22 protein-coding genes are annotated in these 26,896 nt (G+C 71.0%); 9 read left to right on the top strand and 13 right to left on the bottom strand.

What is annotated here, in order from left to right; translation table 11 throughout:
* The 5 genes from ACLQ3B_RS03875 (at position 1) to ACLQ3B_RS03855 (ending at position 6,300) form a co-directional block, all read left to right on the top strand.
* Complete coding sequence (locus tag ACLQ3B_RS03875; RefSeq protein WP_425777362.1) at positions 1–873, top strand: carbohydrate ABC transporter permease; 873 nt, start codon at positions 1–3, stop codon at positions 871–873.
* Positions 870–3,101 (top strand): alpha-xylosidase, encoded by a 2,232-nt coding sequence (gene yicI / locus ACLQ3B_RS03870; RefSeq protein ID WP_425777360.1) that lies wholly within the window; start codon positions 870–872, stop codon positions 3,099–3,101. The genes ACLQ3B_RS03875 and yicI overlap by 4 nt, the downstream gene beginning before the upstream one ends.
* Entirely contained in the window at positions 3,098–4,507 is a 1,410-nt protein-coding gene (locus ACLQ3B_RS03865; protein WP_425777358.1) for a GH1 family beta-glucosidase, read from the top strand. The genes yicI and ACLQ3B_RS03865 overlap by 4 nt, the downstream gene beginning before the upstream one ends.
* A 156-nt stretch (positions 4,508–4,663) precedes the next feature.
* Positions 4,664–5,620 (top strand): GlxA family transcriptional regulator, encoded by a 957-nt coding sequence (locus tag ACLQ3B_RS03860; RefSeq protein WP_425777356.1) that lies wholly within the window; start codon positions 4,664–4,666, stop codon positions 5,618–5,620.
* Positions 5,621–5,652: 32 nt separating this feature from the next.
* Positions 5,653–6,300, top strand: coding sequence for a DJ-1/PfpI family protein (locus ACLQ3B_RS03855; protein WP_425777354.1), 648 nt, complete (start codon positions 5,653–5,655; stop codon positions 6,298–6,300).
* Between the two features lie 129 nt (positions 6,301–6,429).
* Here ACLQ3B_RS03855 and ACLQ3B_RS03850 read toward each other — a convergent pair whose 3' ends face one another.
* The gene (locus ACLQ3B_RS03850; protein ID WP_425778041.1) at positions 6,430–7,023 is read right to left on the bottom strand and encodes a nucleotidyltransferase family protein; all 594 of its coding nucleotides are present in this window, start codon (positions 7,021–7,023) and stop codon (positions 6,430–6,432) included.
* A gap of 171 nt (positions 7,024–7,194) precedes the next feature.
* Positions 7,195–8,904 (bottom strand): bifunctional 3'-5' exonuclease/DNA polymerase, encoded by a 1,710-nt coding sequence (locus ACLQ3B_RS03845; protein WP_425778039.1) that lies wholly within the window; start codon positions 8,902–8,904, stop codon positions 7,195–7,197.
* A gap of 120 nt (positions 8,905–9,024) precedes the next feature.
* Here ACLQ3B_RS03845 and ACLQ3B_RS03840 point away from each other — a divergent pair, with 120 nt between their 5' ends.
* On the top strand, positions 9,025–10,818 hold the full coding sequence (locus ACLQ3B_RS03840; protein ID WP_425778037.1) for an ABC transporter ATP-binding protein: 1,794 nt from the start codon (positions 9,025–9,027) through the stop codon (positions 10,816–10,818).
* Positions 10,819–10,868: 50 nt separating this feature from the next.
* Positions 10,869–12,563, top strand: a complete 1,695-nt coding sequence (locus ACLQ3B_RS03835) for an ABC transporter ATP-binding protein (protein ID WP_425778035.1) — start codon at positions 10,869–10,871, stop codon at positions 12,561–12,563.
* Between the two features lie 6 nt (positions 12,564–12,569).
* On the opposite strand, the gene ACLQ3B_RS03830 is transcribed toward ACLQ3B_RS03835, so the two are convergent.
* The 5 genes from ACLQ3B_RS03830 to ACLQ3B_RS03810 are packed head-to-tail and all read right to left on the bottom strand — an operon-like array spanning position 12,570 to position 17,585.
* Entirely contained in the window at positions 12,570–13,499 is a 930-nt protein-coding gene (locus tag ACLQ3B_RS03830; protein WP_425777352.1) for a carbohydrate ABC transporter permease, read from the bottom strand.
* Positions 13,499–14,407, bottom strand: coding sequence for a carbohydrate ABC transporter permease (locus ACLQ3B_RS03825; RefSeq protein WP_124821807.1), 909 nt, complete (start codon positions 14,405–14,407; stop codon positions 13,499–13,501). Before ACLQ3B_RS03825 ends, ACLQ3B_RS03830 begins: the two co-directional genes overlap by 1 nt.
* Before the next feature lie 18 nt (positions 14,408–14,425).
* Positions 14,426–15,862 carry an N-acetylglucosamine/diacetylchitobiose ABC transporter substrate-binding protein gene (ngcE, locus tag ACLQ3B_RS03820; protein ID WP_425777350.1) on the bottom strand — a complete coding sequence of 479 codons (1,437 nt, stop codon included), beginning with the start codon at positions 15,860–15,862 and terminating at the stop codon, positions 14,426–14,428.
* A gap of 26 nt (positions 15,863–15,888) precedes the next feature.
* Entirely contained in the window at positions 15,889–16,638 is a 750-nt protein-coding gene (locus tag ACLQ3B_RS03815) for a sugar isomerase domain-containing protein (RefSeq protein WP_091403970.1), read from the bottom strand.
* Positions 16,635–17,585: a MurR/RpiR family transcriptional regulator gene (locus ACLQ3B_RS03810; RefSeq protein WP_425777348.1), complete on the bottom strand. Its 951-nt coding sequence runs from the start codon at positions 17,583–17,585 to the stop codon at positions 16,635–16,637. The genes ACLQ3B_RS03815 and ACLQ3B_RS03810 overlap by 4 nt, the downstream gene beginning before the upstream one ends.
* A 206-nt stretch (positions 17,586–17,791) precedes the next feature.
* Here ACLQ3B_RS03810 and ACLQ3B_RS03805 point away from each other — a divergent pair, with 206 nt between their 5' ends.
* Complete coding sequence (locus ACLQ3B_RS03805) at positions 17,792–18,778, top strand: N-acetylglucosamine kinase (RefSeq protein ID WP_425777346.1); 987 nt, start codon at positions 17,792–17,794, stop codon at positions 18,776–18,778.
* Positions 18,779–19,110: 332 nt separating this feature from the next.
* Here the strand turns inward: ACLQ3B_RS03805 and ACLQ3B_RS03800 are convergent, their stop codons facing one another.
* The 5 genes from ACLQ3B_RS03800 to ACLQ3B_RS03780 all read right to left on the bottom strand — a co-directional run bounded on the left by ACLQ3B_RS03800 (position 19,111) and on the right by ACLQ3B_RS03780 (position 25,367).
* Entirely contained in the window at positions 19,111–20,001 is an 891-nt protein-coding gene (locus tag ACLQ3B_RS03800; RefSeq protein WP_425777344.1) for a carbohydrate ABC transporter permease, read from the bottom strand.
* Positions 19,998–20,906 carry a carbohydrate ABC transporter permease gene (locus ACLQ3B_RS03795; RefSeq protein WP_425777342.1) on the bottom strand — a complete coding sequence of 303 codons (909 nt, stop codon included), beginning with the start codon at positions 20,904–20,906 and terminating at the stop codon, positions 19,998–20,000. Before ACLQ3B_RS03795 ends, ACLQ3B_RS03800 begins: the two co-directional genes overlap by 4 nt.
* 65 nt (positions 20,907–20,971) lie before the next feature.
* On the bottom strand, positions 20,972–22,387 hold the full coding sequence (ngcE, locus tag ACLQ3B_RS03790; protein WP_425777340.1) for an N-acetylglucosamine/diacetylchitobiose ABC transporter substrate-binding protein: 1,416 nt from the start codon (positions 22,385–22,387) through the stop codon (positions 20,972–20,974).
* 197 nt (positions 22,388–22,584) lie between these two features.
* Positions 22,585–24,072, bottom strand: a complete 1,488-nt coding sequence (locus ACLQ3B_RS03785) for a CoA-acylating methylmalonate-semialdehyde dehydrogenase (RefSeq protein WP_425777338.1) — start codon at positions 24,070–24,072, stop codon at positions 22,585–22,587.
* The gene (locus ACLQ3B_RS03780) at positions 24,069–25,367 is read right to left on the bottom strand and encodes an aspartate aminotransferase family protein (RefSeq protein WP_425777336.1); all 1,299 of its coding nucleotides are present in this window, start codon (positions 25,365–25,367) and stop codon (positions 24,069–24,071) included. Before ACLQ3B_RS03780 ends, ACLQ3B_RS03785 begins: the two co-directional genes overlap by 4 nt.
* Positions 25,368–25,572: 205 nt before the next feature.
* Between ACLQ3B_RS03780 and ACLQ3B_RS03775 the strand changes: the two genes are divergently transcribed.
* The gene (locus ACLQ3B_RS03775; protein ID WP_425778033.1) at positions 25,573–26,052 is read left to right on the top strand and encodes a glutamate cyclase domain-containing protein; all 480 of its coding nucleotides are present in this window, start codon (positions 25,573–25,575) and stop codon (positions 26,050–26,052) included.
* Here the strand turns inward: ACLQ3B_RS03775 and ACLQ3B_RS03770 are convergent.
* On the bottom strand, positions 26,036–26,872 hold the full coding sequence (locus ACLQ3B_RS03770; RefSeq protein WP_425777334.1) for a hypothetical protein: 837 nt from the start codon (positions 26,870–26,872) through the stop codon (positions 26,036–26,038). The two genes, ACLQ3B_RS03775 and ACLQ3B_RS03770, sit on opposite strands and share 17 nt — an antisense overlap.
* Between the last annotated feature and the right edge of the window lie 24 nt (positions 26,873–26,896).

The raw sequence follows: 26,896 nt of genomic DNA, 5'->3' as shown, positions 1-26,896 counted from the left end.
ATGGCAGTCATCACTCCGGCGCCGGTCCGCGCGCCCGTCCGCGATCGACACCACCGCGGCGTCAGCCGCTGGGTGGTGCTCGCCCTGGTCACCCTCGGCGCGCTCGTCATGCTTGTGCCGTTCGCGTTCATGCTGCTCAACGCGTTCAAGTCGCCCGGTGACTACTCGTCGGGCGGCCCGCTGAGCTGGCCGACCGAGTTCTACACCAAGGGTCTGCGCACGTACTGGACCACTGTGAACTTCCCGCTCAAGTTCTGGAACTCGGCGATCATCGCCGGCTCGGTGGCCGTGCTCGGCGTCGCCGTGTCACTGCTCAACGCGTACGCGCTGGGCATCGGCCGGGTCCGTGGCCGGCTGTGGATCGTCGGTCTCTTCCTGCTGGCCAACATGCTGCCGCAGGAGGCGCTGATCTACCCGCTGTACTACGTGGCGAAGCAGGTCGGCCTCTACAACACCCAACTCTCGGTGATCATCATCTTCACCGTGATCCAGAGCGCGTTCGGCACCTACCTGCTCGCCTCGGTGATGGGCACGTTCCCGCGCTCGCTGCTGGAGGCCGCCGCGCTGGACGGCGCCGGCAAGTGGACGGTGCTGTGGCGGGTGGTCTTCCCCAACCTGCGGCCCACCCTCGCGGTGCTGCTCATCTTCTTCTTCATCTGGACGTGGAACGAGTTCCTCATCCCGCTGGTCATGCTGATCGACAACCAGACGCAGACCATTCCGGTCGCGCTCGCGTCGTTGCAGGGCGACCGGCTGATGGACGCGCCGACCACAAACGCCGGCGCGCTGATCAGTCTGGTGCCGGCCATCCTCTTCTTCCTCATCTTCCAGCGCACCCTGGCGCGCGGCATCACGGCAGGAGCCGAGAAGTGAAGTTCACCGACGGGTACTGGCAGCTGCGCCCCGGCGTCAGCGTCCTGCGCCCTGGCACCGTGGAGTCGGTCGAGCCGGACGAGCGCGGCTTCACCGTCTTCGCCCCGACCGGTCAGATCACCGGACGCGGCGACACCCTCAACCGTCCCCTGGTCACCGTCCGGTTCTTCTCCCCCGCCCCCGGCGTCATCGGGGTGACCATCGCCCACCACACCGGAGGGCTGCCCCGCGAGCCGCACTTCGAGCTGAGCACCGACGAGACGCACCCGGTCACCGTCGACGTCACCGGGCTCAGCGCGACGCTGACCACCGGCGAGCTGACCGCGCGGGTCGCGCTCATCGACGGGTGGCGGGTCGACTTCCTGCACGGCGACCGGCTGGTCACCGCGTCCACCGCCCGCAGCATCGGCGTCGTCACCGACGCCGAGGGCCGCCGGCACGTGCACGAACGGCTCGCGCTGGGCGTCGGTGAGACGGTGTACGGGCTGGGTGAGCGCTTCGGCCCGTTCGTCAAGAACGGGCAGACCGTCGACATCTGGAACGCCGACGGCGGCACCGCCAGCGAGCAGGCGTACAAGAACGTGCCGTTCTACCTCAGCAGCGCCGGCTACGGGGTCTTCGTGGACCACCCGGAGCACGTGTCGTTCGAGGTCGGCTCCGAGGTCGTCACGCAGACCCAGTTCAGCGTCGAGGGCCAGTCGCTCACCTACTACGTCATCGACGGGCCGTACCCGAAGGACGTGCTGCGCCGGTACACCGCGCTCACCGGCCGGCCGGCCCGGATCCCCGCCTGGTCGTACGGCCTGTGGCTGTCCACGTCGTTCACCACCTCGTACGACGAGAAGACCGTGACCGAGTTCGTCGACGGGATGGCCGAGCGCGGGCTGCCGCTGTCGGTGTTCCACTTCGACTGCTTCTGGATGCGTCAGTTCCACTGGGTCGACTTCGTCTGGGACCCGGCGACCTTCCCCGACCCGGAGGGGATGCTGCGTCGGCTGCACGAGCGCGACCTGAAGGTGTGCGTCTGGATCAACCCGTACATCGCGCAGCGTTCGTACCTCTTCGAGGAGGGCCGCGAGGCCGGTTACCTGGTGCGCAACCCGGACGGCTCGGTCTGGCAGTGGGACAAGTGGCAGGCCGGCATGGCGCTTGTCGACTTCACCAACCCGGACGCGGTGCGCTGGTTCACCGGCAAACTCAAGGCGCTGCTGGACATGGGCGTCGACTGCTTCAAGACCGACTTCGGCGAGCGCATCCCGACCGACGTGGTGTGGCACGACGGCTCGGACCCGCAGCGGATGCACAACTACTACTCGTACCTCTACAACAAGGCGGTCTTCGAGCTGCTGGAGACCGAGCGCGGCGAGGGCGAGGCGGTGCTGTTCGCCCGCTCGGCCACCGCCGGCGGGCAGCAGTTCCCGGTGCACTGGGGCGGCGACTGCGAGTCGACGTTCGTCGCGATGGCCGAGTCGCTGCGCGGCGGGTTGTCCCTGGCGGCGTCCGGCTTCGGCTACTGGAGCCACGACATCGGCGGCTTCGAGGGCACTCCCGACCCGGCGGTGTTCAAGCGGTGGGTCGCCTTCGGGCTGCTCTCCTCGCACTCCCGGCTGCACGGGTCCGGCTCGTACCGGGTGCCGTGGGCGTACGACGAGGAGGCCGTGGACGTGCTGCGGCACTTCACCCACCTCAAGCTCGGCCTGATGCCGTACCTGGCGGCCGCCGCCCAGGAGGCACACCGCGACGGGACGCCTGTGATGCGGCCGATGTTCCTGGAGTTCCCGGACGACCCGGCGACGGCGCACCTGGACCGGCAGTACATGCTCGGCCCGGACGTGCTTGTCGCTCCGGTGCTCAGCGCCGACGGCGACGTCACGTACTACGTGCCCGCCGGCACCTGGACGCACCTGGTCACCGGCGCGCAGGTCACCGGCCCGGCCTGGCTGACCGAGAAGCACGACTTCGACAGCCTGCCGGTGCTGGCCCGACCGGGCGCGGTCATCCCGTTCGGCTCCCGCACCGACCGACCGGACTACGAGTGGGCCGACGACGTGCGGCTGCGGGTGTACGCACCGACCGAGGGGCAGCGCACCCGGGTACGGGTACCGTCACCCGGCAACGGGCCGGGTGCCGAGTTCGACGTGCGCTACGAGGGTGGGACGGCCAGCGCCGAACTGGTCGCCGGCACCTCGACGGGCTACATCTGCGAGATCCAGGGGACGGAACGATGACGCAACACCACTTCCCGGAGAGCTTCGTCTGGGGGTCGGCGACGGCCGCGTATCAGATCGAGGGCGCGGCGACCGAGGACGGACGCGGACCGTCCATCTGGGACACCTACAGCCACACCCCCGGTCGGACCCTCAACGGTGACACCGGTGACGTGGCCGCCGACCACTACCACAGGTGGGCCGACGACCTCGGGCACATCGCCGACCTCGGGCTCGGCGCGTACCGGTTCTCCATCTCCTGGCCCCGGGTGCAGCCGGGCGGCTCGGGCCGGTTCAACCAGGCGGGCATCGACTTCTACTCGCGGCTGGTGGACGGGCTGTTGGAGCGGGGCGTCCGCCCGGTGGCCACCATGTACCACTGGGACCTGCCGCAGGAGTTGGAGGACGCCGGCGGATGGGTTGCGCGGGAGACCGCGTTGCGCTTCCAGGAGTACGCGGCGGGCATCGTCGGCGCGCTGGGCGACCGGGTGCACACCTGGACGACGCTCAACGAGCCGTGGTGCTCCGCGTACCTGGGCTACGCCTCCGGGGTGCACGCACCGGGTCGGACCGAGCCGGCGGCGGCGCTGGCCGCGGTGCACCACCTCAACCTGGCGCACGGCCTGGCCGGTCGGGTGGTCCGGGAGCTGGCCCCGTCCGCCGAGCTGTCGGTGACGCTGAACCTGCACGTCGTCCGGGGCGCGTCCGACTCGGCCGCCGACCAGGACGCGGTCCGGCGGATCGACGCGTTGGCGAACCGGGCGTTCCTCGGCCCGATGCTGGACGGTGCGTACCCGGCCGACCTGCTGGCCGACACCGCCTCCGTCACCGACTGGTCGTTCGTCCGCGAGGGCGACGAGAAGCTGATCGCGGTGCCGCTGGACGTGCTCGGGGTCAACTACTACTCCAGCACCCTGGTCCGGGCCTGGGACGGGGTGTCGGCCCGCTCCGACGCCGACGGGCACGGCGCGTCGACCTCCACGCCGTGGGTCGCCGCGGACAACGTCGACTTCCTGCCGCAGCCCGGCCCGTACACGGCGATGGGTTGGAACATCGACCCGCCGGCGCTGACCGAGCTGCTGCTGCGCCTCCAGCGCGAGTACCCGAGCCAGCCCATGATGATCACCGAGAACGGCGCGGCGTTCGACGACGTGGTGTCGGCCGACGGTCGCATCCACGACGACCGGCGGATCGACTACCTGCGTCGGCACATCGGCGCGATGGCCGACGCCCGCGCGCAGGGCGCGGACGTGCGCGGCTACTTCGTCTGGTCGCTGCTGGACAACTTCGAGTGGGGCTACGGCTACGACCGTCGCTTCGGGATCATCCGGGTCGACTACGACACCCAGGTACGCACCTGGAAGGACAGCGCCCACTGGTACCAGCGCCTCGCCAGCACCGGCGAGTTGGACCAGGCACAGGACTGACCCCTGACCTGGCGATGGTGGGTCCGGGCCTTGCCCCGGACCCACCAACGCCGACGTGGGCGATCCGCTACGTCGCAGTCTTGAGCGGGCGCAGTGTCACTTTCCGTGGGTACGGCGTCATTGCGCCACGGCGACTCCGGCCGGCAGGCTCGGGGCATGGTCGAGCCCGTCACCGTCGTCGCCTTCGCGGGCATGCAGTCCCTCGACGTGACCGGTCCGTGGGAGGTCCTGGCGGGAGCGAACCGGTACCGGGCGGCCCGTGGTGAGCGCCCCGCGTACGACCTGAGGCTGGCGGGCGCGGAGGCCGGGGTGGTGTCCGAGAGCGGCCTGGCCATGGTGGCCGCCGCGCTCGGAGAACCGGTCCGGGCCGGCACCCTCGTCGTCCCCGGCGGCCGTGCGGCGACGGCCGAGGATGGGCACGCCGACCTCGTCGCCTGGTTGCGGGAGTGCCGCCCCACGCGGTTGTTGTCGATCTGTTCCGGCGCGTTCCTCTGCGCACGCGCTGGGTTGCTCAGCGGTCGCCGGGTCGCCACCCACTGGTCCGTGTCCAGGGACCTCGGTCGGCGATTCTCCGATCTCACAGTCGACCACGACGCCCTCTACGTGCACGACGGTCCGGTCTGGACATCCGGTGGGGTGACGGCAGGAATCGACCTGGCACTGGCTGTCGTGGCGGCCGACCACGGCGCACGAGTCGCCCAGGAGATCGCCCGCTGGCTCGTGATGTTCCTGCATCGGCCGGGACAGCAGGCCCAGTTCTCCGGCCCGGTGTGGTTGGAACGCGCCAGGGAGAAGCGGGTGGCCGCCGTTCAGCGCGCCATCGAGGCCGACCCGACGGCACCACACCGTGTCGACGACCTTGCCGCGCAGCTCGCCATGTCGCCCCGGCACTTTCAACGTCTCTTCGCCCGTGAGACGGGGCTCACCGTCGGGCGCTACCTCACCGAACTTCGCCTGGAGAGCGCCAAACGCCTTCTGGTGCAGTCCGACCTCGGCCTCGACGCGGTGGCGGCCAGATCGGGCTTCGGGTCCGCCGAGTCGCTGCGACGTGTCTTCGGCGAACGGCTCGGCACCACCCCGGGCGCGTTTCGCGCACGCTTCTCGACCCTCTGACCGCAGCCCACGCCCGGCCGAAAGGACTCTTGGTGACCCACGTCGTCATCCCACTGTACGAGCGCTTCACCGCGCTGGACGTCATAGGCGTCTACCAGCCACTGGCCCTCACTCCGGGCATCGACGTGGTCCTGGTCGCCGAGCGCTCCGGGCCCGTCCGGGACGACTGCGCGATGGTCTCCTTCGTTGCCGAAACCGCGCTCGCCGACGTGGAATCGGCCGACGTTCTCGTCGTACCGGGAGGACCGGGGACGATTCAGGCTCTCAGCGGGCCGCTGCCGAACTGGATCAGGAGGATCCACGACACGACGACGCTCACGACCTCCGTGTGCTCCGGCTCGCTCCTGCTGGGAGCCGCCGGGCTGCTCCGGGGGCGGCGGGCCACCAGCCACTACCTAGCCGCGCAGGAGTTGGTCCGCTTCGGCGCCGAGCCGACGGACCAGCGAGTCGTCGAAGAACCGGACGCCCGCATCATCACGGCCGCCGGGGTGTCCAGCGGCATCGACATGGGACTGAGACTCGTCGAACTCCTCACCGACCGGACGACCGCCGAGGCCGTCCAGCTCTGGATGGAGTACGACCCACAACCGCCATTCGACAGCGGTCACCCCTCCCGTGCGACCCCCGAGGTGGTCGCCCGAGCGGCGGCGTACGACAGCGCGGCCAGAATGGCCGGGTGAGCTGTCGGGCGCGCGGGTCGTCGGCGCGGCCCATCGCTCAATACCGTGTCCGCCCCGCCGGAGGCGGCCGACGGTCACCGCCGACCGCCGGGCTGCGCCCACAGCCCCAGCCAGGCCAGGCCTACTCGTCTAGACCCCGACCCGCTGCGGCGGCACCGTGAGCCCGTAGAGCTCCATCAGCTCCGGCGTGTCGATCCGGCTGCCGTCGGCCACCGAGTCGCAGGCGATGTCGACGATCTGGTCCTTGTGCGCCAGCAGGTACGGCCGAGCGCCCACATCGGCGCTGGCCAGGGTGGCGATGCCGGGCCAGTGCCGGCGGCCGAACAGCATCGGGTAGCCGCGCAGCCCGTCGTACGTGGCGCAGACCAGCACGTCCGGGTACGGCAGCGCGGCCACCCGGCTGACCGCCGTGGCGCTCAGGCCCGGCATGTCGACCGGGACCACCACCACCGCCTCGATCCCCTCGTCGTCCATGGCGGCCAAGCCGGCCCGGATGGACGAGCCGACGCCGGTGCCCCACGCCTTGTTGATCACCACTATGGCCTTGCCCAGGTCGGCGGTCTCCTGGACCTGCTCGGCGGCGGCGCCCAGTACGACCACGATCTGCTCGCAGCCCGCCTCGGTCATCGTGTCGATCATCTGATTGACCAGGGGTCTGTCTCCCTGGTGCAGCAGCGCCTCGGGACCACCGATCCGTCGTCCCCCGCCTGCGGCGATGATCATTCCTGCGATCCGGTTCAGCTGCGCCCCCTCCAGCACGGGACGGACCGTGACCGATCCGTCCCCTCCTACGGACACTGCAACGAGGACGGCCAGCCGAGGGTGGCGGGGCGAAAAGGAGAAATAGCACAACCGTTACACGACCGGCATCGCCCGACCCGGCCACGCCATCGGTCAAGCCGCGTCGGCGTAGCAGTCGACGATGGACAGGTCCAGCGGAAACCGGACCGGCGTCGCACCGAAGAGCAGCGCGGAGGCTCGTTCGCCGGACCTGTTGACCGCCTCGGCGACCGCCTCCGCCTGACCCGCGGGCGCGTGCACGACCACCTCGTCGTGCTGGAAGAAGACCAGCTCGGCGTCCGTGCCGGACAACTCCGTCCGCAGCGTGGCCAGCAACGTGGACGCCCACTCCGCGGCGGTGGCCTGGATGACGAAGTTGCGGGTGAAACGCCCCCGGGACCGCGCGGCACGCGCCCGCGGACTGTGCGGATCGGCCGCCACCTCCGGGTCGGAGGGCTCGTCGTCCAGATCACCGAACCCGGCCGAGCCGGGCGGGCACGTCCGCCCCAACCACGACCGCACCAAGCCACCCGTCTCACCGGTACGCGCGGCCGCCTCGACGTAACCGAACGCCGTCGGGTAGCTGCGCTTCAGCACCGCCAACGCGGGCACCGCGGCCCCGCCGGTCTGCCCGTACATCGCGCCGAGCAGGGCCACCTTGGCCTTGGCCCGGTCGCCGCCGAACGAGTCCCGGGCCAGCGCGGCGTAGAGGTCGCCAGCACCGCCCGCCGCCGCCAGCCGCGCGTCGCCGGACACCGCGGCCAGCACCCGAGGCTCCAACTGGCCGGCGTCGGCGACCACCAACCGCCAGCCCGGATCGGCCACCACCGCCCGCCGGATCACCTTCGGGATCTGCAACGCGCCACCGCCCCGGGTGGCCCACCGGCCGGAGACGACACCACCCGGCACATACTCCGGTTGGAACCGGCCGCCCCGCACCCACTGATCGAGCCAGGCCCAGCCGTGCGCCGTCCAGATCCGGTAGAGCTCCTTGTATTCCAGCACCAGCGGCACCGCCGGATGGTCCACCCCGCGCAGCACCCAGGCCCTGGTGTTGGGCAGCTCCACCCCGACCCGGGCGAACGCCTTCAGCAGCTCGGCTGGGGAGTCGGTGTGCAGGCGGCGTACGCCGAGCGCGTCGGCGATCTGGGCCGCCAACTCGGCGAGTCGGCGTGGCGGCCCGCCGACCGGGGACACCTCACCGAGCAGCTCGTGCAGGATCTCGTCGTGCACGTCGGCACGCCAGGGCAGCCCGGCGACGCCCATCTCCACCGCGATCAGCGCGCCGGCCGACTCGGCGGCCACCAGCAACCGGAACCGGCCGGGGTGCTCGGTCGCGGCGACGCGGGTGAGCTGGTCGGCGTACACCCGGGTCAGTGTCTCGATGCCCGGGCCCGGCGGACCGGGCAGGGTGTCGAAGAGCGCGCCCTGGCCGTGGCCGGGCGGCGCGGCGGCACGCGGCGGCGGGTCGGGCGGCACCGCCGCGCCGGTCAGCCGGGCCCAGGCGGCGGCCAGCGAGCGGGGCTCGCCCCAGCGGCCCGCGTGCCCGAGCAGCAACGCCTCGGTCAACTCCACGTCGTGACAGCGATCGACCCGGACGCCGGCGCGCAGCAGCGTCGGATAGACCGCCGCGGCGGTCGACCAGACCCAGCGCGGGTGCCCGGCGGCCTCGCGCGCGGCGACCGCGGCGACCAGGTCGGTGACGACCTCGGGCGGGCCGGTCGGCCGGCCGGCGGCGTCCAGCGGGCACAGCACTCCCCCACCCCGCTCGTCGGACACCACCGCCACCAGCACGAACGTGATTCTGCCTCTCCCCTGCGACAGAAACGGAGGCGCACCTCACCATGATCGGGTCGGTGCGGTGTCGGAGCCGGTCGGTAGCGTGACCAGGTGCCTCCGCAGATCCCGCATTCCGATCCTGGCACCCCCGACAGCCGCGGTCCGATGCGCTACCTCTGGTGGCTGGTCCGCTGCCAACCGTGGCGGGTGCTGCGCGGCAGCCTGATCGGCACGGCCTGGATGATCGGGCTCTCGGCCCGGCCCTACCTGATCTACCGTGCCGTCGACGACGGGCTGCGCGCCGGCGACACCCGGGCCCTGGCGCTCTGGGTCGCGGCGATCGTCGTCGCGGGCGTGGCCCTGTCCTACCTGGGCATCATGCGGCACCGCACGATGACCTTCATCCGGGAGGACGCCAAGGCCCGCTCGGCGGAGGTCCTGCTGCGTCACCTGTCCCGGATCGGCGCGGTGCTGCCCCGCCGGGTCGGTGCGGGCGAGGTGTCCACCATCGGTGGCTCCGACATCGACTGGACGGCGCAGGTGTTGACGCTGACCGGGCCGGGCGTCGGCGCGATCATCGCGTACGGGGTGATCGCCGTGGTGCTCTGGTCGATCTCCCCGATGCTCGCGCTCTGCGTGCTGGTGGGGGTGCCGGTCGTCGGTCTGGTCGTGGGGCCGCTGCTGCGCCGCCTGGAGCGCGCCGAATCGGTCTACCGCCGGCAACAGGGCGCGCTCACGGCCCGATCCGGTGACATCGTGGCCGGGCTGCGGGTGCTCGCCGGGGTGGGCGGCCGGGACCTGTTCGCCCGGCGGTACGCCGCCCGGTCCCAGGAGCTGCGCGCCGAGGGTTACCGGGTCGGCGCGGTCAACAGCTGGATCGACGCCGCGACGGTCGCCATCCCCGGGTTGTTCCTGGCGGCGGTGGTGTGGTTGACGGCCCGGATGGCGGTGACCGGTGACGTCACGATCGGCGAGTTGGTCGCCGTCTACGGCTACGTGGCGACCCTGATCGTGCCGGTCTGGTTTCTGCTGGAGGGCAGCCACCAGCTCATCCGGGGTCGGGTCGCCGCCCGGCGGATCGCCGACCTGCTCACCGTGACACCTGACGACGTCGGTGGCCCGGGTCGCCGGTGGCCGGGCCCCGTGCCGGAGGCACACCAGCCGGGCCCAGTGCCGGAGGCACGCCGGCCGGGCCCAGTGCCGGAGGCACGCCGGCCGGATGCCCTGGCCGCGCCGGACGGCCCGGCCGACCTGCACGACCCGGTGACCGGCCTGACCGTGCGCGCCGGCCAGTTGACAGGCGTGGCGGCGGACGATCCGGCGGCGGCCGTGGCGTTGGCCGACCGGCTCGGCCGGTACGTCGTCAGCGGCGTCACCTGGGGCGGCGTGCCGCTGCACGAGGTCGCCCTGGACGAGGTCCGCGTGCGGATCCTCGTCGCCGACCACGACTCGTACCTCTTCGCCGGTACGCTGCGCGACATCCTGCGCGCCGGGGCCGACGACGGTGACGAGCGCATCGGCGCGGCCCTGCGGACCGCATCGGCGCAGGACGTCGTCGACGCCCTGCCGGCCGGGCTGGACACTCCGATCGATGCCCGGGCCCGGACGCTCTCCGGCGGTCAGCGCCAACGGGTCCGCCTGGCCCGGGCCCTGAGCGGCGAGCCGGAGGTGCTGATCCTCGTCGACCCGACGTCGGCGGTGGACGCGCACACCGAGGCGCGGATCGCCGAGCGGCTGCGGGCCGCGCGGGCCGGGCGGACCACAGTGGTGATCGCCACGTCACCGCTGCTGCTCGGGCGGGCCGACCTGGTCGCGCACCTGAGCGCCGGCCGGATCACCGCCATCGGCGACCACGCCGAACTGCTCGACCGCGACCCGGCCTACCGGCACCTGGTGGCCCGTGGCAGCGAAGACCGCGACCCGACGCAGCCCGCCGCCACCGAGGAGGCGTACCGGTGAGCCGGCTACCGGTGGCCGACCGCGGCACCGTACGCCGGGCCCTGCGCGACATGATCAGCCGGCACCGGCGCGCGGTCGGGGTCGTGCTGGCGTTGCACAGCGCCGCCGCGATCGCCGGGCTCGCCCCGCCGTGGCTGCTGGGCACCATCGTCGACCGGGTCACCGCGGGCGCGGGCGTGGCCACGGTGGACCGGCTGGCGCTGGCCATCGCCGGCTGCGTCCTGGTCAGTGCCCTGCTCTCCCGGTACGCCCAGTACGCGGGCCACCGCTTCGGCGAACGGGCCATCGCCGAGCTGCGCGAGGAGTTCGTCTCCCGGACCCTCGGGCTGCCCGTCTCGGTCGTCGAGCGGGCCGGCTCCGGTGACCTGGCCACCCGCAGCTCGGTCGACGTGTCGACGGTCGGCACCACCGTCCGGGACGTGGTGCCCACAATCGTCATCGCCACTGTGCAGTTGACGTTGCTGTTCGGGGCGGTCTTCCTGCTGCACCCGCTGCTCGGGCTGGCCGCGCTGGCCGGGCTCCCGTCGATCGTGGCGGTGACCCGCTGGTACCTGCGCCGGGCCAGCTCCGCGTACCTCACCGAGGGCGCAGCGGCGGCCGAGCTGACCGAGACGCTGACCACCACCGCCGAGGGCGCGCGCACGGTGGAGGCGCTGCGCCTGGCCGACGACCGGATCCGGTACGGCACCACTCGCATCACACTGGTGTGGCGGGCCCGGCGGGCGACCCTCGCGCTGCGTACCGTGTTCTTCTCGGTCGTCGAGGCCAGCTATCCGCTGCCGGTCGCCGTCGTCCTGCTCGTCGGTGGCTACCTGCTCTCCCGGGACCTGGTGTCACTCGGCGCGGTGGTCGCCGCCGCGCTCTACCTGCAACAGGCGATCGACCCGTTGGACCGGCTGTTGCTGTGGACGGAGCAGGCACAACGCGGCTTCGCGTCGTACGCCCGGGTGCTCGGCGTCGGCATGGTCCCGCCGGAACCCCCCGGGACGGCAGCCGCGTCGCGCGGTGAGCGGCTCGTCGTCCGAGGGGCGCGGTTCTCCTACTCCGACGACGGGCCGGACGTGCTGCACGGCATCGACCTGGAGGTGCAGCCCGGTGAGCGGCTGGCCGTCGTCGGCCCGTCCGGCGCCGGCAAGTCCACACTGGCCCGGCTGCTGGCCGGGATCGACGCGCCCCGGCACGGCGTGGTCAGCATCGGCGGCTGCCCGGTCACCGACCTCGACCCGGCCGAACGACGCCGCCGGATCGCCCTGGTCACCCAGGAGCACCACGTCTTCATCGGCTCGGTCCGCGACAACCTCTCCTTCGCCGCGCCCGACGCCTCCGACGAGCAGATGCGCGCCGCGCTGCTCACAGTGGGCGCCGAGTGGTTCGCCGAGCTGCCCGACGACCTGGACACCCAGCTCGGCGACGGTGCCCGTCAGCTCGGTGCGGCCGAGGCCCAGCAGCTGGCGTTGGCCCGGTTGGTGCTCGCCGACCCGCACACGTTGATCCTGGACGAGGCGACCGCCGCGCTCGATCCGTCCACCGCCCGACGGACCGAGCGCGCGTTGGCCGCCGTGCTGGTCGGGCGCACCGTCATCGCGATCGCGCACCGGCTCAACACCGCGCACGACGCCGACCGGGTCGCCGTGCTCGCGGACGGCCGGATCACCGAGATCGGCAGCCACGACGAGCTGGTCGCGGCCGGTGGCGCGTACGCCGCCCTGTGGCGCTCCTGGCACACCCGGGTCGACGAGCGGTGAGGCGTCCTACTTCACCGCTCCGGAGGTGAGGCCGGCCTGGATCTGACGCTGGAAGACCGCGTACACGATGATCATCGGGAGGATGGCGATGGTCAGCGCCGCGAACAACCCGGACCAGTCAGCCTCGTAGCCGGCGTTGACCGAGATGTCGGCGATGCCCTGGGTGAGCACCCACTTGTCCTTGGCGTTGGAGAGCAGCACCAACGGGAGCTGGTACTGCGCCCACTGACCGATGATGTTGAAGATCGCGACGCTGATCAGGCCCGGCTTCGCCATCGGCATCATCACCTGGAAGAACAGCCGGCTGTGCCCGCAGCCGTCGATCATCCCCGCCTCGGCCACCGACGACGGCAGCGTCTTGAAGAACGCGGCCAGGAAGAACACAGTGAACGGCAGGGAGTACGCGCTGTAGACCAGCACCACACCGGTGTGGGTGTCCAACAGACCCAGGTTCTTCACCACGAAGAAGAGCGGCACCAGCGCCAGGAAGACCGGGAAGGCCAACCCCGAGACGAAGAGGAAGTAGACCGCCCGGTTGCCCCAGAACTTGTAGCGGGCCAGCACGTACGCGGCCATCGAGCCGAGCAGCATGGTGAGGAACGTGCTGCACGACACCACGATCACGCTGTTGAGGAAGTACCGCCCGACGTGCGCCTTGGTCCAGGCCCGCCCGAAGTTCTCCCACCGCAGCTCGGCCGGGAGCGTCCACGGGCTGCTGAAGATCTCGCCGGTGTTCTTGAACGCGGCGAGGAAGGTCCAGAGGATCGGCACGATCACGATCACCGCCCACACGGCGAGCGCGACGTGCCCCAGGCTGGAGAAGAACCGTACCTCCGAGCGGGGGCCCTTGCCTCCCGGCCCGGCGGGGGCGGACGGGTCACCGGTCTTCGGCGGAAGCGCCGCCGGGGTCGGCGGCAGCGTCGACTGCGGATTCATCAGTACTCCACGCTTTCCCGCTTGGTGAGCCGCAGCGTCAGCGCCGCGAACGTGAGGGTGAGGAAGAACAGCGCCACGCCCATCGCCGAGGCGTAGCCGTACTTCGAGTAGACGAACGCGTTGCGGTAGATCTCCATGGCCAGCACTGTGGTGGCGCCGTCCGGGCCGCCACCGTCCACCGAGAGCACCGCCACGATGGCGAACGCGTCGAACGCCGCGATCCCGAGGTACACCCAGGCCACCTGGAGGGTGTCCCACAGCAGCGGCAGGGTGACCCGGAAGAACAGGGTCACCTTCGTCGCGCCGTCCATCTCGGCGGCCTCGTAGATCTCACCGGGGATGGAGGCCATCCCGGCCGAGAAGAGCACCACGTAGAAGCCGACCGCCTGCCAGACCAGCACCGCGATGATCGACCACAGGGCCAGGTTCGGCTTCACCAGGAAGAGGACCGGCTCCAGGCCGAACTTCATCAGCACGCCGTTGATCAGGCCGGACTCGTTCGGCCGGTACACCATCTGGAACAACACCGCGATGATGGCCACCGCCAGGACCTGGGGGAAGAAGAACACCACCCGGTAGAACTTCGCCCCCCAGACCCCCTGGCGTTGCCCGCCGCTGCTCTTGCCGCCCACGTTGAGCAGGAAGGCGAAGAACAGGGCGATGGCAATGGTGATCAGCGGCAGGGCAAGCAGCAGTACGCCGTGGTGCTGGACCGCCTTCCAGAAGGCGCCGTCGTCGAGCAGCCTCCGGTAGTTGTCGAAGCCCACCCACTGCGGGGCGGACAGCCCCCGCCAGTTGGTCATCGAGATCTGGAACGCCTGCGCATACGGCCAGATCACGAATGTCACGTACAGCGCGACCGGGGCGAACAGGAACCCGATCACGAATGGATACTTGCCGTGCCGCATGACCCTAGCTCCGATCGATCAGCGCTTGAACTTGGTGACGGAGCTGTCCTTCTTGATGGCGTCGGCGCGCTTCTGGATCCGCTCCACGAAGGCGTCCGCGTTGATCCGGCCGAACATCAGCTCGTTGGTGGCGGTACGCGCCTCCGTGTCGAGCTCCTTGTACCAGCCGTCGAAGTACAGGTTGAACACGTCCTGACCGGCCGCCTTGAGCGCGGCCTGCGAGCTGGCCACACCCGGCGGGAAGGCGAAGCCCTCCGAACCGGCGGTGACCACGGTCGGAGCCTTGACCACCTCGGTGAAGCCCTTCGCGCCCGCCGTCGACAACATCTGCCGCATGTATTCCAGCCCGCCCTTGGGGTTCTTGCTCTTCGCCGAGACAAAGTAGCCCTCACCGGCGGTGGCGCGCAGCGCGGTGGCCGGCAGCTTGTCCGAGGCGGTCAGGCCCGGCACCGGCATGAGCTGGTAGTCGAAGCCGGCCGGGGTGTCCTTCTTCTGCTCGCCCTCCAGCCAGTCACCGCTGGGGTACAGGGCCACCTTGTACTGGTTCTGCCGCAGCTGCACGTCGGTGTGCTTGAGGCCCTCGAAGCTCTTGTCGCTGAACTTCGCCCCGACCTCGGCCCACGCGGCAGCCGCCTGCTTCACGGCGTCCTGCTTCCAGGCGCCGTCCTCCAGGTTGTCGATGTTCTTCAGCACGTCCGTGCCGCCGATCTTGGCGGCCTGGGTGAGGATCACGTTCCACTGGTAGTAGGCCGCGTTCGCACCGGCGTAGCCGTACGGGGTGATGCCCTTGGCCTTGATGTTCGTGAGCAGGGTGATGAACTCGTCCCAGCTCTTCGCCGGCGCCCAGCCGTTGTCCTTGAACAGCTTGCCCGAGTACCAGATGCCGAAGACGGTCGAGACGTAGTACAGGACGAACGGCTTGCCGTTGAACGAACCTGCCTCGATGGTGCCGGGCACCACCGTGTCGCGGACCTTCTTGGCCGGGTCGTCGACCGACGGCGCGTCCCACAGCTCGGTGAGGTCCTGGAGCTGACCGTCGGCGACGAGCGCGCCGAAGTCCATCAGCTTCTCGCCCGAGTTGTTCACGAACTCCGGCGGGTTACCGGAGGCGAACCGCGGCTGGAGCACCGTGGAGACGGCCTGGGTGGCCTGGTGCTTGACCTCCGCCTTGGGGAACGCCTTCTTGTACAGCGGCTCGTGCACGTCGGTGGCGTACTTCTCGCCGTAGCCACCGTTGAAGATGACCACCTCGATCGCGGCGTCCTCCTTGACGCCCAGCGGGTTCTTCTCGCTCTTCGTGCCGCCGGCGACCTGCTCGTTGTCACCGTCGCTGCCGCTGGTGGCGCAGGCGCCGAGCAGGCCGATGGCCGGAGTGGCGAGCATGCCCACGGCGGCGGCGCGACGCAGCACCGTGCGACGGTCGAGTGCGGCCGGGTGTTCGGGGGTAATCGACATCGTCGTCTCTCCTTGTGGAATTCGGGTCATGCGGTACGCCGGAGACGTCCGGCGTACCGCGACTCGAGGGCGAGGTTGTGCTCGTCCCCGCCGGGGACGTTGGCGGAGAGGTAGATAGGGGGTACCTCCCCGGCCTGGTGGAACCGTCGTACGACCTCCGCGGTCAGCAGCTGCGCCAGCAGCGCCGTGGTGACCGAGGAGACCGCACAGACCGCGCCGCCGCCCTCGAGCGGCAGCAGTGCATCGCCGTACGGCGCGCCGTTGTCCAGCACGACGTCGGCGAGGTCGGCGAGCCGATGCCCGGACGGGTGCCGTGGCGCCACCCGTGCGGTGTGCTCGACCGAGGTGACCGCGATCAACGGGTGACCGCGCTCGGTGACCAGCGCCGCCAGCTCGACCACCGAGCCGTTGATGCCGGATTGGGACGCCACCACGAACACGTCGCGCGGCTGGGGCGCCGCGAGCGCGTAGATCTGGTGGGCGATGGAGGGATCACGTTCCAGCTTGGGGTCGGCGAGCACGTCGCGCGGGGCGTCACCGTGCATCACCAGGTCCCGTACCGAGAGCCGGTTGGTGGGAACCAACCCGCCGGCCCGGGCGACCAGCTCGGCGGCGAACGCCTCCGAGTGCCCGGCGCCGAACGCCTGGAGCACGCCGCCGTCGCGCAGGCTGTCGGCGATCAGGTCGGCGGCCCGGGTGATGCCGTCGGCCTCCGAGTCGAGCAGCCGGTCGAGCACCGGGCGGACGGCGTCCGCGTACCCCTGGGCGCTGATCATGAAGGGACCCCTTTCGCTGCCTTGTGCCCGTCGACGGCCTGCGCGGTCCGCCGGAAGGCCGCGTGCGCGCGGTCGTGCGTGCGTTGGGCGACGGCGATGTAGAGCAGGTCGAGCACCACCAGCTGGGGGTGCCGGGCGGAGAGGGCGTCCGGCCGGAAGGTGGTCGCCTGGCTGGCCGTGAGCAGCACGATGTCGGCCAGCTCGGCCAACGGTGAGCGGGGGAAGCCGGTGAGCGCGAGCGTGGTGGCGCCCCGGCTGCCCGCCTCGGCGAGCATCTCGATCGTCTCCCGGGTCTGGCCGGTGTGCGAGATGCCGAGCGCCACGTCCCCCGATCGCAGCAACGCGGCGCTGGCCAGCCCCTCGTGCACGTCGTTCCACGCCCATGCCGCCACACCGATGCGATGCAGGCTGAACTGCATCTCCTCGCCGACCAGGGCGCTGCCGCTGGCGCCGAAGATGTTGACCCGGTTGGCGCCGGCGATCGCCACCGCGGCCCGCTCCACCTCGGTGAGGTCGAGCAGGGTGGCGGTGTCGTGCATGGCCCGGGTGTCGGCGGCCATGATCTGGTCGAGCACCCGGGCGAGCGGGTCGCTCGGCTGGATCTCCCGGCCGATGTCGACGGTCCAACCGGCCGAGCGCGCCCGGCCGGTTTCGGAGGCGATGCCCAGCCGCAGGTCGGCGTACCCCTCGAAGCCCATCGCCCGGCAGAAGCGGGTGATGGTCGCCGGTGAGGTGCCGCTGCGCTCGGCCAGCTCGACGATTGTCGAGCGGGCGGCGGCCTCCGGGTCGCTGAGCACGTGCTCGGCGACCCGGCGCAGGGCGCCGGTCAACTCGCCGAGCCCGTTGCGGACCCGAGCCAGCACCCCGTCGGAGGCTGTCCGCCGGTCGGTCACGTCGGCGTCGACCACCGCGGTCCCCGCGGCGGTGTCCACCTCGTGATCAACCATGGGTCGCCTCAGCTTTCCGAAAAGACTGTTAACTGTTAGTGGTAAAAGTTCTTACTGAACGGCCCTCTGTGTCAAGACTGTGGGCGAAGTTTTCAAACTGTTACCTGGTGCACAGCCCCTCGCGCCCGCCCCAACTTGCCCCGCACGACGCCGCCGACCAGCATGAACACGCCAGATCGTCGTTTCACGCAAGGAGACCCGTGCCGATGTCCGACACCGTCGTGGTGGGTCTCGATGTCGGCGGTACGTCCACCCGGGCGACCGTCCTCACCCTCACCGGGCAACGCGTCGGCGCCGGCCGCGCCGGCGGCGGCAACCCCACAAGTCACGGCGCCGAACGGGCCGCCGCCGAACTGCTGACCGCGCTGCGCGAAGCGCTCGCCGACGTCGACCCGACACGGGTGGCCGCCGGCACCATCGGGCTCGCCGGAGCCGGCCGACTGCTCGCCGACCCGGCCGGGCGGGCCGCCTTCGACCAGGCCTGGCACGACGCCGGCCTGCGCTGCCCGTACGAGGTGCACGGCGACGCCCTGGTCGCCTACGCCTCCGGCACCGCCGCCCCGGACGGAACCATCCTCATCGCCGGCACCGGGGCGATCACCGCCCAGGTCCACGAGCTGCGACTCGACCGGATCGCCGATGGCCACGGCTGGCTCCTCGGCGACGCCGGCTCCGGCTTCTGGCTCGGTCGCGAAGCGGTGCGCCGACTGCTCGCCGACCTCGACGCCGGCCGCGGGCTTGGCGCGCTGACCACGACCGTGCTCACCGAACTCCTGGGCAGCGCCGACATCGCCCCCCGCCCCCGAGACACCGTCGACGCCACCATCCAGACGGTGACCCGACGACCCCCCATCGAACTGGCCCGGCTCGCACCGCTTGTCGTCGACGCCGCCACCCACGGCGACCCGGTCGCCACCGCGCTGATCACCGAAGCCGCCGAGCACCTCACCGAGAGCATGAGCCGCATCCGCACCCCCGGGGCGGTGACACCGATCGTGCTCGGCGGCGGCCTGCTCACCGCGGACACCCCGCTCGCCGCCGCCGTCCGGGCCGAGATCGGCCGGCACTGGCCGGACGCGCCACTGCGTACCGCAGGCGACGGGGCCGCCGCCGCAGCCTGGCTCGCCGCCCGCGGCCTACCCGAGGTGACCGACCCGGCCGCCCTGCACGCCCGCCTCTTCCCGACCCCCTGACCCACCACCAACCCACACCCGCCGCAGCACCCGCCGAGCCGCCGGGACAAGATCGTGCTCGAACCAGGATGTAGTGGCCTCACGCCGCGAGGAGGGGACTACATCCAGGATCGAGCACGATCAAGGCGCCGGCTCCCGTTCCACACCCGCTCCGACGCACCCCAGCGCGCCTCAACCGCCCCGCGCCGTCGCGGCATGGCCAAGATCCGCGCACTTGCGGTGAAACTGCTGCCTCACGACGCGCCCGAGACAGCAGTTTCACCGAAGTTGCGCGGATCTTGGGGCGGCCCGGGCGGGGGGCGGTGATCGGTATCGGTCAGGGACGGTTGGTGCTACTTGAGTTGGCCTGCGGTCAGGCCGGCCTGCACCTGGCGCTGGAACGCCACGTAGACGGCGAGCACCGGGAGCACCGCGATGCTCAGCCCGGCGAAGAGTCGGGCATAGTCACCGGCGTAGCCCTGGCTGACCGAGAGCGCGAACAGCCCCTGCGCCAGCATCCACTTGGACTCGTCGCCCTGCAACAGCACCTGGGGCAGCAGGAACTGGTTCCAGTGGCTGAGGAAATTGAAGATCGCGACGCTGATCAGTCCCGGACGCGCCATCGGCAGCATCACCCGGAAGAAGAGTCGGAAGTGACCGCAGCCGTCGACAAGTGCGGCCTCCGCCACCGAGGTCGGCAGGGTGCGGAAGAAGGCGGTCAGGAAGAACACCGTGAACGGCAGCGAGTAGGCCGCGTACACGAGGATCAGCCCGAGCCAGGTGTTGAAGAGGCCGGCGTTGCGGACCACGAAGAACAGCGGCACCAGGGCGAGGAACACCGGGAACATCAGGCCGCCGACGAACAGGTAGTAGACGACCTGGCGGCCCCGGAACTCGTACCTGGCGAAGACGTACGCGGCGGTGGCGCCCATCAGCATGGTGAGGCTGACCGAGCCGGTCACCACCACCAGGCTGTTGAGGAAGTACCTGCCGATGTGCGCGCCGGTCCAGGCCCGCGCCCAGTTGTCCAGGTGCAGCGCCCCGGGGAGCCCCCAGGGGTCGGCGAGGATCTCACCGTTGGTCTTGAACGAGCTGATGAACATCCACAGCAGTGGCAGTACGGTGAGCAGGCCCCAGAGCAGCAGGAAGCCGTGCGAGAGGGTGTTGGCGACGCCGAGTTCCCGGCGCACCGGGCGGTCCCGACTGGTAACCAGGGTCGCGGTGGGTTGGTCCAGAGTGGTCACGAGTATTCAATCCGTTCGCGCCGGCCGACCCGCAGCGACAGGACCGCCACCGAGAGGGTCAGGAAGAACATCACCACGCCGATCGCCGAGGCGTAGCCGAACTTGGTCTCGCTGCCGAAGGCGGTGTCGTACATGCGCACGCCGATCACGTCGGTGGAGAAGTTCGGCCCGCCGTTGGTCATCAACTGCACGAGGATGAACCCGTCCAGGGCGAAGATGGCCAGGTAGACCCAGGCGACCTGGACGGTGTCCCAGAGCAGCGGCAGGGTGACCCGGCGCAGGGTGGTGTACCGGGACGCGCCGTCGAGCAGCACCGCCTCGTAGATTTCCTTCGGCACGGCCGACATCGCCGCGCCGAACAGCACCACGTAGAAGCCGACGTTGCTCCAGACCATCACCGCCAGCACGCACCAGAAGGCGGTCGCCGGGTCGCCGAGCCAGGTCGGCGCGGGCAGGTCGACCGCGTGTGCGGCGCTGGTGAGCAGCCCCTGGTTGGGGTGGTACACCTCCTTCCAGAGCAGCGCGATGATCACCACGGAGAGCACCTGGGGGAAGAAGTAGACCGTGCGGTAGAGCGCGCCGCCGCGTACGCCGGTCACGCCGGCACTGCCCTTGCGCCCGCCCATGGCGAGCATGGTGGCGAAGAACAGCCCGAGCACGATGGTCAGCACCGGCACGAGAGCCAGCAGGATCACGTTGTTCTTCAGCGCGTTCCACACGTAGTCGTCGTGCCAGAGGGTCTTGAAGTTGGCCAGGCCGACCGGGTTGGCGTCCGCCGAGTAGCCGAGCCAGTCGGTGGTGGAGATCTGGAACGCCTGGAGGTACGGCGAGACGACGAAGAACACGTACAGCAGTACCGGCGGCACGAGGAACGTGACGATCAGCGGCCACTTGCCATGTTTCACGAGAAGGACCTCTCCGAGGGGGATCGGCCGGTGGGGGCGAGTGCTCTCCCCCACCGGCCGGGCGGTCAGGCCGCTCGCTTGTACTTTTTGATCGAGCTGTCCTGGGCGATCGAGTCGGCGCCCTTCTGGCACTGTTCGAGGAACTCCGCGGGGCCGATCCGGCCGCTGAAGAACTCGCCGCAGGCGGCGTCGACGAGGTTGCGCTCCAACTTGCGGTAGAAGTTGTTGTAGACCCAGTTGAAGCCGTTGGCGCCGGACGCGTCGAGGGCCTTGACCACGGTGCTCAGCCCGTACGGCAGCTCGACGCCCTCGGTGGAGCCGGCGACCACGGTGAGGCTGGCGACCTTCTTCGTGAAGTCCTGGGCGCCCTTCTTGGAGAGCATGGTCCGGAAGTACTCCAGGCCGCCGGCGACGTTGCGGGCCTTGGCCGGCACCATGAACGGCTCCCCGGCGGTGCCCCGGATCGCCTCGAACGGCAGTTTGTCGCCGCTGCCCAGGCTCGGCGTCGGCGCGATGGTCATGTTGAACCCGGCGGGGGTGACGTCCTTCTGCTCGCTCTCCAACCAGGAGCCGCAGGAGATGAAGGCGGCCTTGCCCTGGCACCAGGCGGTCTGCGACTGCTTGTGGTCCAGTCCGGGGGAGCCGTCCAGGATGTACTTGTCCTTGACGATCTGGTGCCAGGCGTCGGCGGCGGTCCGCATCGAGTCGGACTTCCAGGCGTTCGGCTCCAGGTTGTCGATGGCGGTTGCCACCGACGGGCCGCCGAGCTTGATCGCCGTGGAGATCAGGGGCCAGCTCATGTAGCGCGGGTGCAGGCCGGCGTACGTCCAGGGGGCGATGCCGGCGGCCTTGATCTGCTTGCAGAGCGCGATGTGCTCGTCCCAGGTCTTCGCGTACGACCAGCCGCGGTCGGCGAAGAGCTTGGCGGAGTGCCAGATGCCGTAGGCGGTGTAGGTGTAGTTGAGCACCAGGAACTTGCCGTCGTAGGAGCCGACCTCGACCGCGCCGGGCAGCAGGGTGTCCTTGACCGTCTTGCCGGGGATGTCGACGCTCGGGGCGGCGAGCAGTTCGTCGAGGCCGGCGAGGGCGTTCTGGCTGACCAGGCCGTTGAAGTCGATCTGACCGGAGCCGGAGTTGTTGACCACGTCCGGTGGGGTGCCGTCGACGAAGCGGGGCTGGAGGGTCTTGCTGATCTCCTGGGTGGAGGAGTGCTTGATCTTCGCCTTCGGGTACTTCTCGGTGTACATGGCCTCGTGGGCCTTCGCGTACTCCTCTCCGAACCCGCCGCCGAAGATCACCACCTCGAGTGGGGCGTCCTCCTGCACGCCGAGCGGGTTCTGTGCGCTCTTGGTGCCCTGGTAGGTCTTGGCATCGTTCTTGTCACCGCCACCGCCTGTGGCGCAGCCGGACAGCAGGCCGGCGGCGGGGGTGGCCAGGAGGCCGGCGGCGGCGCTGCGCCGCAGGATGTCACGCCTGTTCATGGGTTCTCCTCGGGTCGGGTCGGGCGGATCACCGGTAGGTGGGGGGAGGCGTCCGCCGCGCGAGGCGCGGTAGTTCTCTTCAGTTCATGCTCTGTTGCTGAAGAATTTCTACGACAGCCGGGCCCGGACTTCAAGTCCTGAGGGTCGAACCGTTATCACCACCAGCCGCCGCCGGGTGGCGGGCGTGCGGTGACTGCTCAGGTCTGGGTGGGGAACCCGAGGTTGACCCCGCCGTGCCGCGGATCCAACCAGCGGCTGGTGACGACCTTGCCCCGGGTGAAGAAGCGCACCCCGTCCTCGCCGTGGGCGTGCAGGTCACCGAAGAGGGACGACTTCCACCCACCGAACGAGTGGTACGCCATCGGCACCGGGATGGGCACGTTGATCCCGACCATGCCCACCTCCACCTCGTGCTGGTAGCGCCGGGCCGCACCCCCGTCGTTTGTGAAGATCGCCGTGCCGTTGCCGTACGGGCTGGCGTTGACCAGGTCCACCGCCTCGTCGTACGAGCCGACCCGGACCACGCTCAGCACCGGCCCGAAGATCTCGTCGGTGTAGATCGACATGTCCGGGGTCACCCGGTCGAACAGCGTCGGGCCGAGCCAGAAACCGTCCGGGTCGCCGTCCGGCGTCACGTCCCGCCCGTCCACCACCGGCACCGCGCCGTCGGCGACACCGGCATCCACGTAGGAGCGCACCTTCGCCGCGTGCGCGGCGGTGACCAGCGGGCCCATGTCGCAGCCCCGTCGGCCGTCGCCGGTGCGCAGACCGGTGACCCGCGCGGCGATCCGCTCGACAAGCGCGTCCGCCACCGGCTCCACCGCCACCAGCACCGAGATGGCCATGCACCGCTCCCCCGCCGAGCCGAACCCGGCGTTGACCGCAGCGTCGGCGGCCAGGTCCAGGTCGGCGTCCGGGAGCACCACCATGTGGTTCTTCGCCCCACCGAGCGCCTGCACCCGCTTACCGGCGGCCGTCGCGCGCTGGTAGACGTACCTGGCGATCGGGGTGGAGCCGACGAACGACACCGCCCGCACCTCCGGGTGCTCCAGCAACGCGTTGACGGCCTCGGAGTCGCCGTTGACCACGTTGAGCACCCCGTCGGGCAGGCCCGCCTCGGCGAACCACTCGGCCAGCAGCAGCGCCGCGCTCGGGTCCTTCTCGCTCGGCTTGAGCACCACCGCGTTGCCGCAGGCCACCGCCACCGGCACGAACCACAGCGGCACCATCACCGGGAAGTTGAACGGGGAGATCACCGCGACCACCCCGACCGGCTGCCGGATGGTGTACGAGTCGACCTCGGTGGACACGTTCTCGCTGAACGCGCCGCGCAGCGCCGACGGCAGCCCACACGCGTACTCGATGACCTCCAGGCCGCGCTGCACCTCGCCGGCGGCATCGGCGAGCACCTTGCCGTGCTCGGCGGTGATCACCTCGGCGAGCCGGTCCCGACGGGCGTGCACCAACTCCCGGAAGGCGAACAGCACCGCGGACCGCCGCGCCAGCGACGCGTCCCGCCAGGCCCGCACGGCCCGGGCGGCGGCCCGCACCGCGACGTCGACGTCCGCGGTCGAGGCCAGCTCGACCTCGGTGGTACGCCGACCGGTCGCCGGGTCGAACACGTCGCCGCGCCGCTGCGACGTGCCGCCGACCCGCTTGCCGTCGATGAAGTGACCGATGCTCATGCCGCCACTCCCGCAGCCGAACGGATCGCGTCGACGAGGATCGCCAGGCCCTCGCGGGCCTCCTCCTCGGTCAGCGTCAACGGTGGGCCCATCCGCAGCACGTTGCCGTAGAGCCCGCCCTTGCCGACCAGCACGCCACCGTCCCGAGCCGCTTCGAAGACCCGGTTGGTCAGCGCCGGGTCCGGCTCGCTGCTGCCCGGCCGGACGAACTCGACGCCGAGCATCAGCCCCTTTCCGCGTACCTCGGCGACGCAGTCGAGCCCGCCCACGGCGGACCGCAGGCCGTCGGCGAGGATCGCGCCGACGCGGGCCGCGTTCGCCTGTAGGTCGTGCTCCAGGAGGTAGTCGAGCACCGCGTTGCCGGCCGCCGTCGAGATGGGGTTGCCGCCGAAGGTGGAGAAGCTGACGGCCGGCACCGACTCCAGCACCTCGGCCCGGCCGACGACCCCGGCCAGGGCGAACCCGTTGCCGATGCCCTTGGCGAAGGTGAGCAGGTCCGGGGTGACGCCGTGCGCCTGGTAACCCCAGAAGTGCTCCCCGGTACGCCCCCAGCCGGTCTGCACCTCGTCGGCGATGAACAGGATGCCGTGCTCGTCGAGGACCTTCTTCCAGCCGGCGAAGAGCCCGTCCGGCGGGTGCACGAAACCGCCCACGCCCTGGATCGGCTCGGCGATCAGCGCGGCCACGTCACCGGCGGTCTGGGTGGCCAACACCTCGCGCAGGTCCTCCACGGCCGCGTCGACCTGCTCGTCGGCGCTGAGCCGGGCCAGCAGGCCGCGCACCCGGTCGCCGGAGTGCAGCCAGGCCACCTGGAGCGGGTTGAGGCCGCTGGCCGACCAGTTGCGGTTGCCGGTGACACCCATCGCCGCGTACGACCGGCCGTGGTAGCTGTTGCGCACGGCCAGGATCTGGTGCGAGCGGCGGTGGTTGGTGGCGACCAGCAGCGCGGCCTCGTTCGCCTCGGTGCCGGAGTTGGTGAAGAAGACCCGGGCGTCGGGGATGCCGGAGCGCTGGGCGATCTTCTCGGCCAGCTCCACCTGCTGGCGGATCAGGTAGAGCGTCGAGGTGTGCACGATGCCGGTGGCAAGCTGGCGCTCGACGGCCTCCCGGATGTCCGGGATGTCGTACCCGATCATGTTGGTCAGCACGCCGCCGAAGAAGTCCAGGTAGCTGCGCCCCTGCGCGTCGGTGACCCGGCGGCCCGAGCCGGACACCAACTCGATCGGCTCGGCGTAGTAGATCGGCATCCAGGACGGGAGCACGGCCCGGTGCCGGGCCAGCAGGTCGTCGGTCATCGTGGCAACCCTTCAGCGGCGTTCGCGGATACCGCACGCTCCCACCACCTGTCGATGCGAACAACTGTCAGCCTGTAGCGCAAGGACGTCCCGACCTGACAGCACGTCAACGGTTTCCAGGGTTGTGATCGCACTTGACTGCCGATTTCCGCAGCGTTCGTGAGCTGCCTCCACTGGATCCGCAGTTTGGTCGCCCACCGCTACCCTGGGTCGGTCCACTGTCGCCGGGGAGGCCACACGGTGCGCATCCACGAGAAGATCGCCGAGCTGGAGCGCGTCGCCGCGCGCGAGGTGGGCCGGGGCAGCGAGGCGCTCGCCGAACCCGCGGCGGGCGGACTGCTGGCCGCCGCCCGGTCGCTCGCCGCCGCCGGGGCGCCGGACGCCGCGGTGTTCACCGGGTTCTTCATCCCCGGCGCCGAGCCACCCGCCGCGGAGACCGACGGCCCGCTCGGCGCGGGCCGCCGCCGCCCTCGTCGGCGCGCTGGCGCTGCTCCGCCCCGAGGCGCCCGGGCTGCGTACGCTCCTGGAACCCGCCTGGTCGTACGACCTGCTGACCGCGATCGTGCGCGCGGGCGCGGTCGACGGCGTACGTCGCCGCCCCACGCTCAGCGTCGACGGCCTCGACTGGCCCGCGTACGCCGAACCGCTCACCCGGATCGCCGAGCTGGTCAGGGCAGGCCGGTAGGTGTCTGTGGCTCGGTCGCCGACCGCAACGCCCTCGACGGACGGCTCACCGCCCGCGCCTGCGCGACCCGGCGGGGGCGCAACGGCAGGTGCAGGACGACGGCGACCACCGCGAACGCCGCCCAGCCGGCGCCCAGCGCCACGCCCGACGAGACGTCCTGAAGGTAGTGGTACGCGGTCAGGAAGCCCACCAGCGCGAGGCTGTTGCGGGCGAAGTGCCCACTGAACTCGGCCAACTGCCGGCGGGCCTCGACAGCGACCAGCACCCCCGAGTACGGGAACGTCACCACCATGCCGCGCAGCACGGCGCCGAGCAGCGCGGTGAGGACCGCCCCAACGAAGATCACCACCAGTTTGAGCAACACCGGCAGCCCGTCCGGGCGAGCCTCCGCGACGGCGACCGCCTCCGCAGCGGGAGCGCCGCGCGGGCCGGCGCTGTGGCTGGCACCGCGGCGGGCGCGACGGCGCAACCACAGAACGGTCGCCAACCAGAGCGCGAGTGTGCCGGCGAGGGCCACCTCGAACGGGATGTCGACGGCCAACAGGCCGGCGCTCAGCGCCACGTACACGGCGATCCCCGCGACGTCGGCGAGCAGGATCGGCCAACGCCACAGCTGGTGGGTGACCGCCACGGTGACGAAGAAGAGGTTGAGCCCGACCACGCCGAGCACCTGCGCGCCGCCCACCGGGTAGTCGGTGCTGAGCAGGGCCAGCGTCATCGGCAGTGGCAGGCTGTAGACAAGCGCGCGGAGTCGGACGGAGCGGATCACGCTGACCGCCCAGACCACGGCCGTCACCAGCAGGACCGCGCTCCACGTCATGGCTCTCCCATTCCCGCCCCGGCC

The sequence above is a fragment of the Micromonospora sp. DT53 genome (genome assembly GCF_049841535.1).
Classification (GTDB): domain Bacteria; phylum Actinomycetota; class Actinomycetes; order Mycobacteriales; family Micromonosporaceae; genus Micromonospora.
This window is presented reverse-complemented; position numbering and strand designations above follow the sequence as displayed.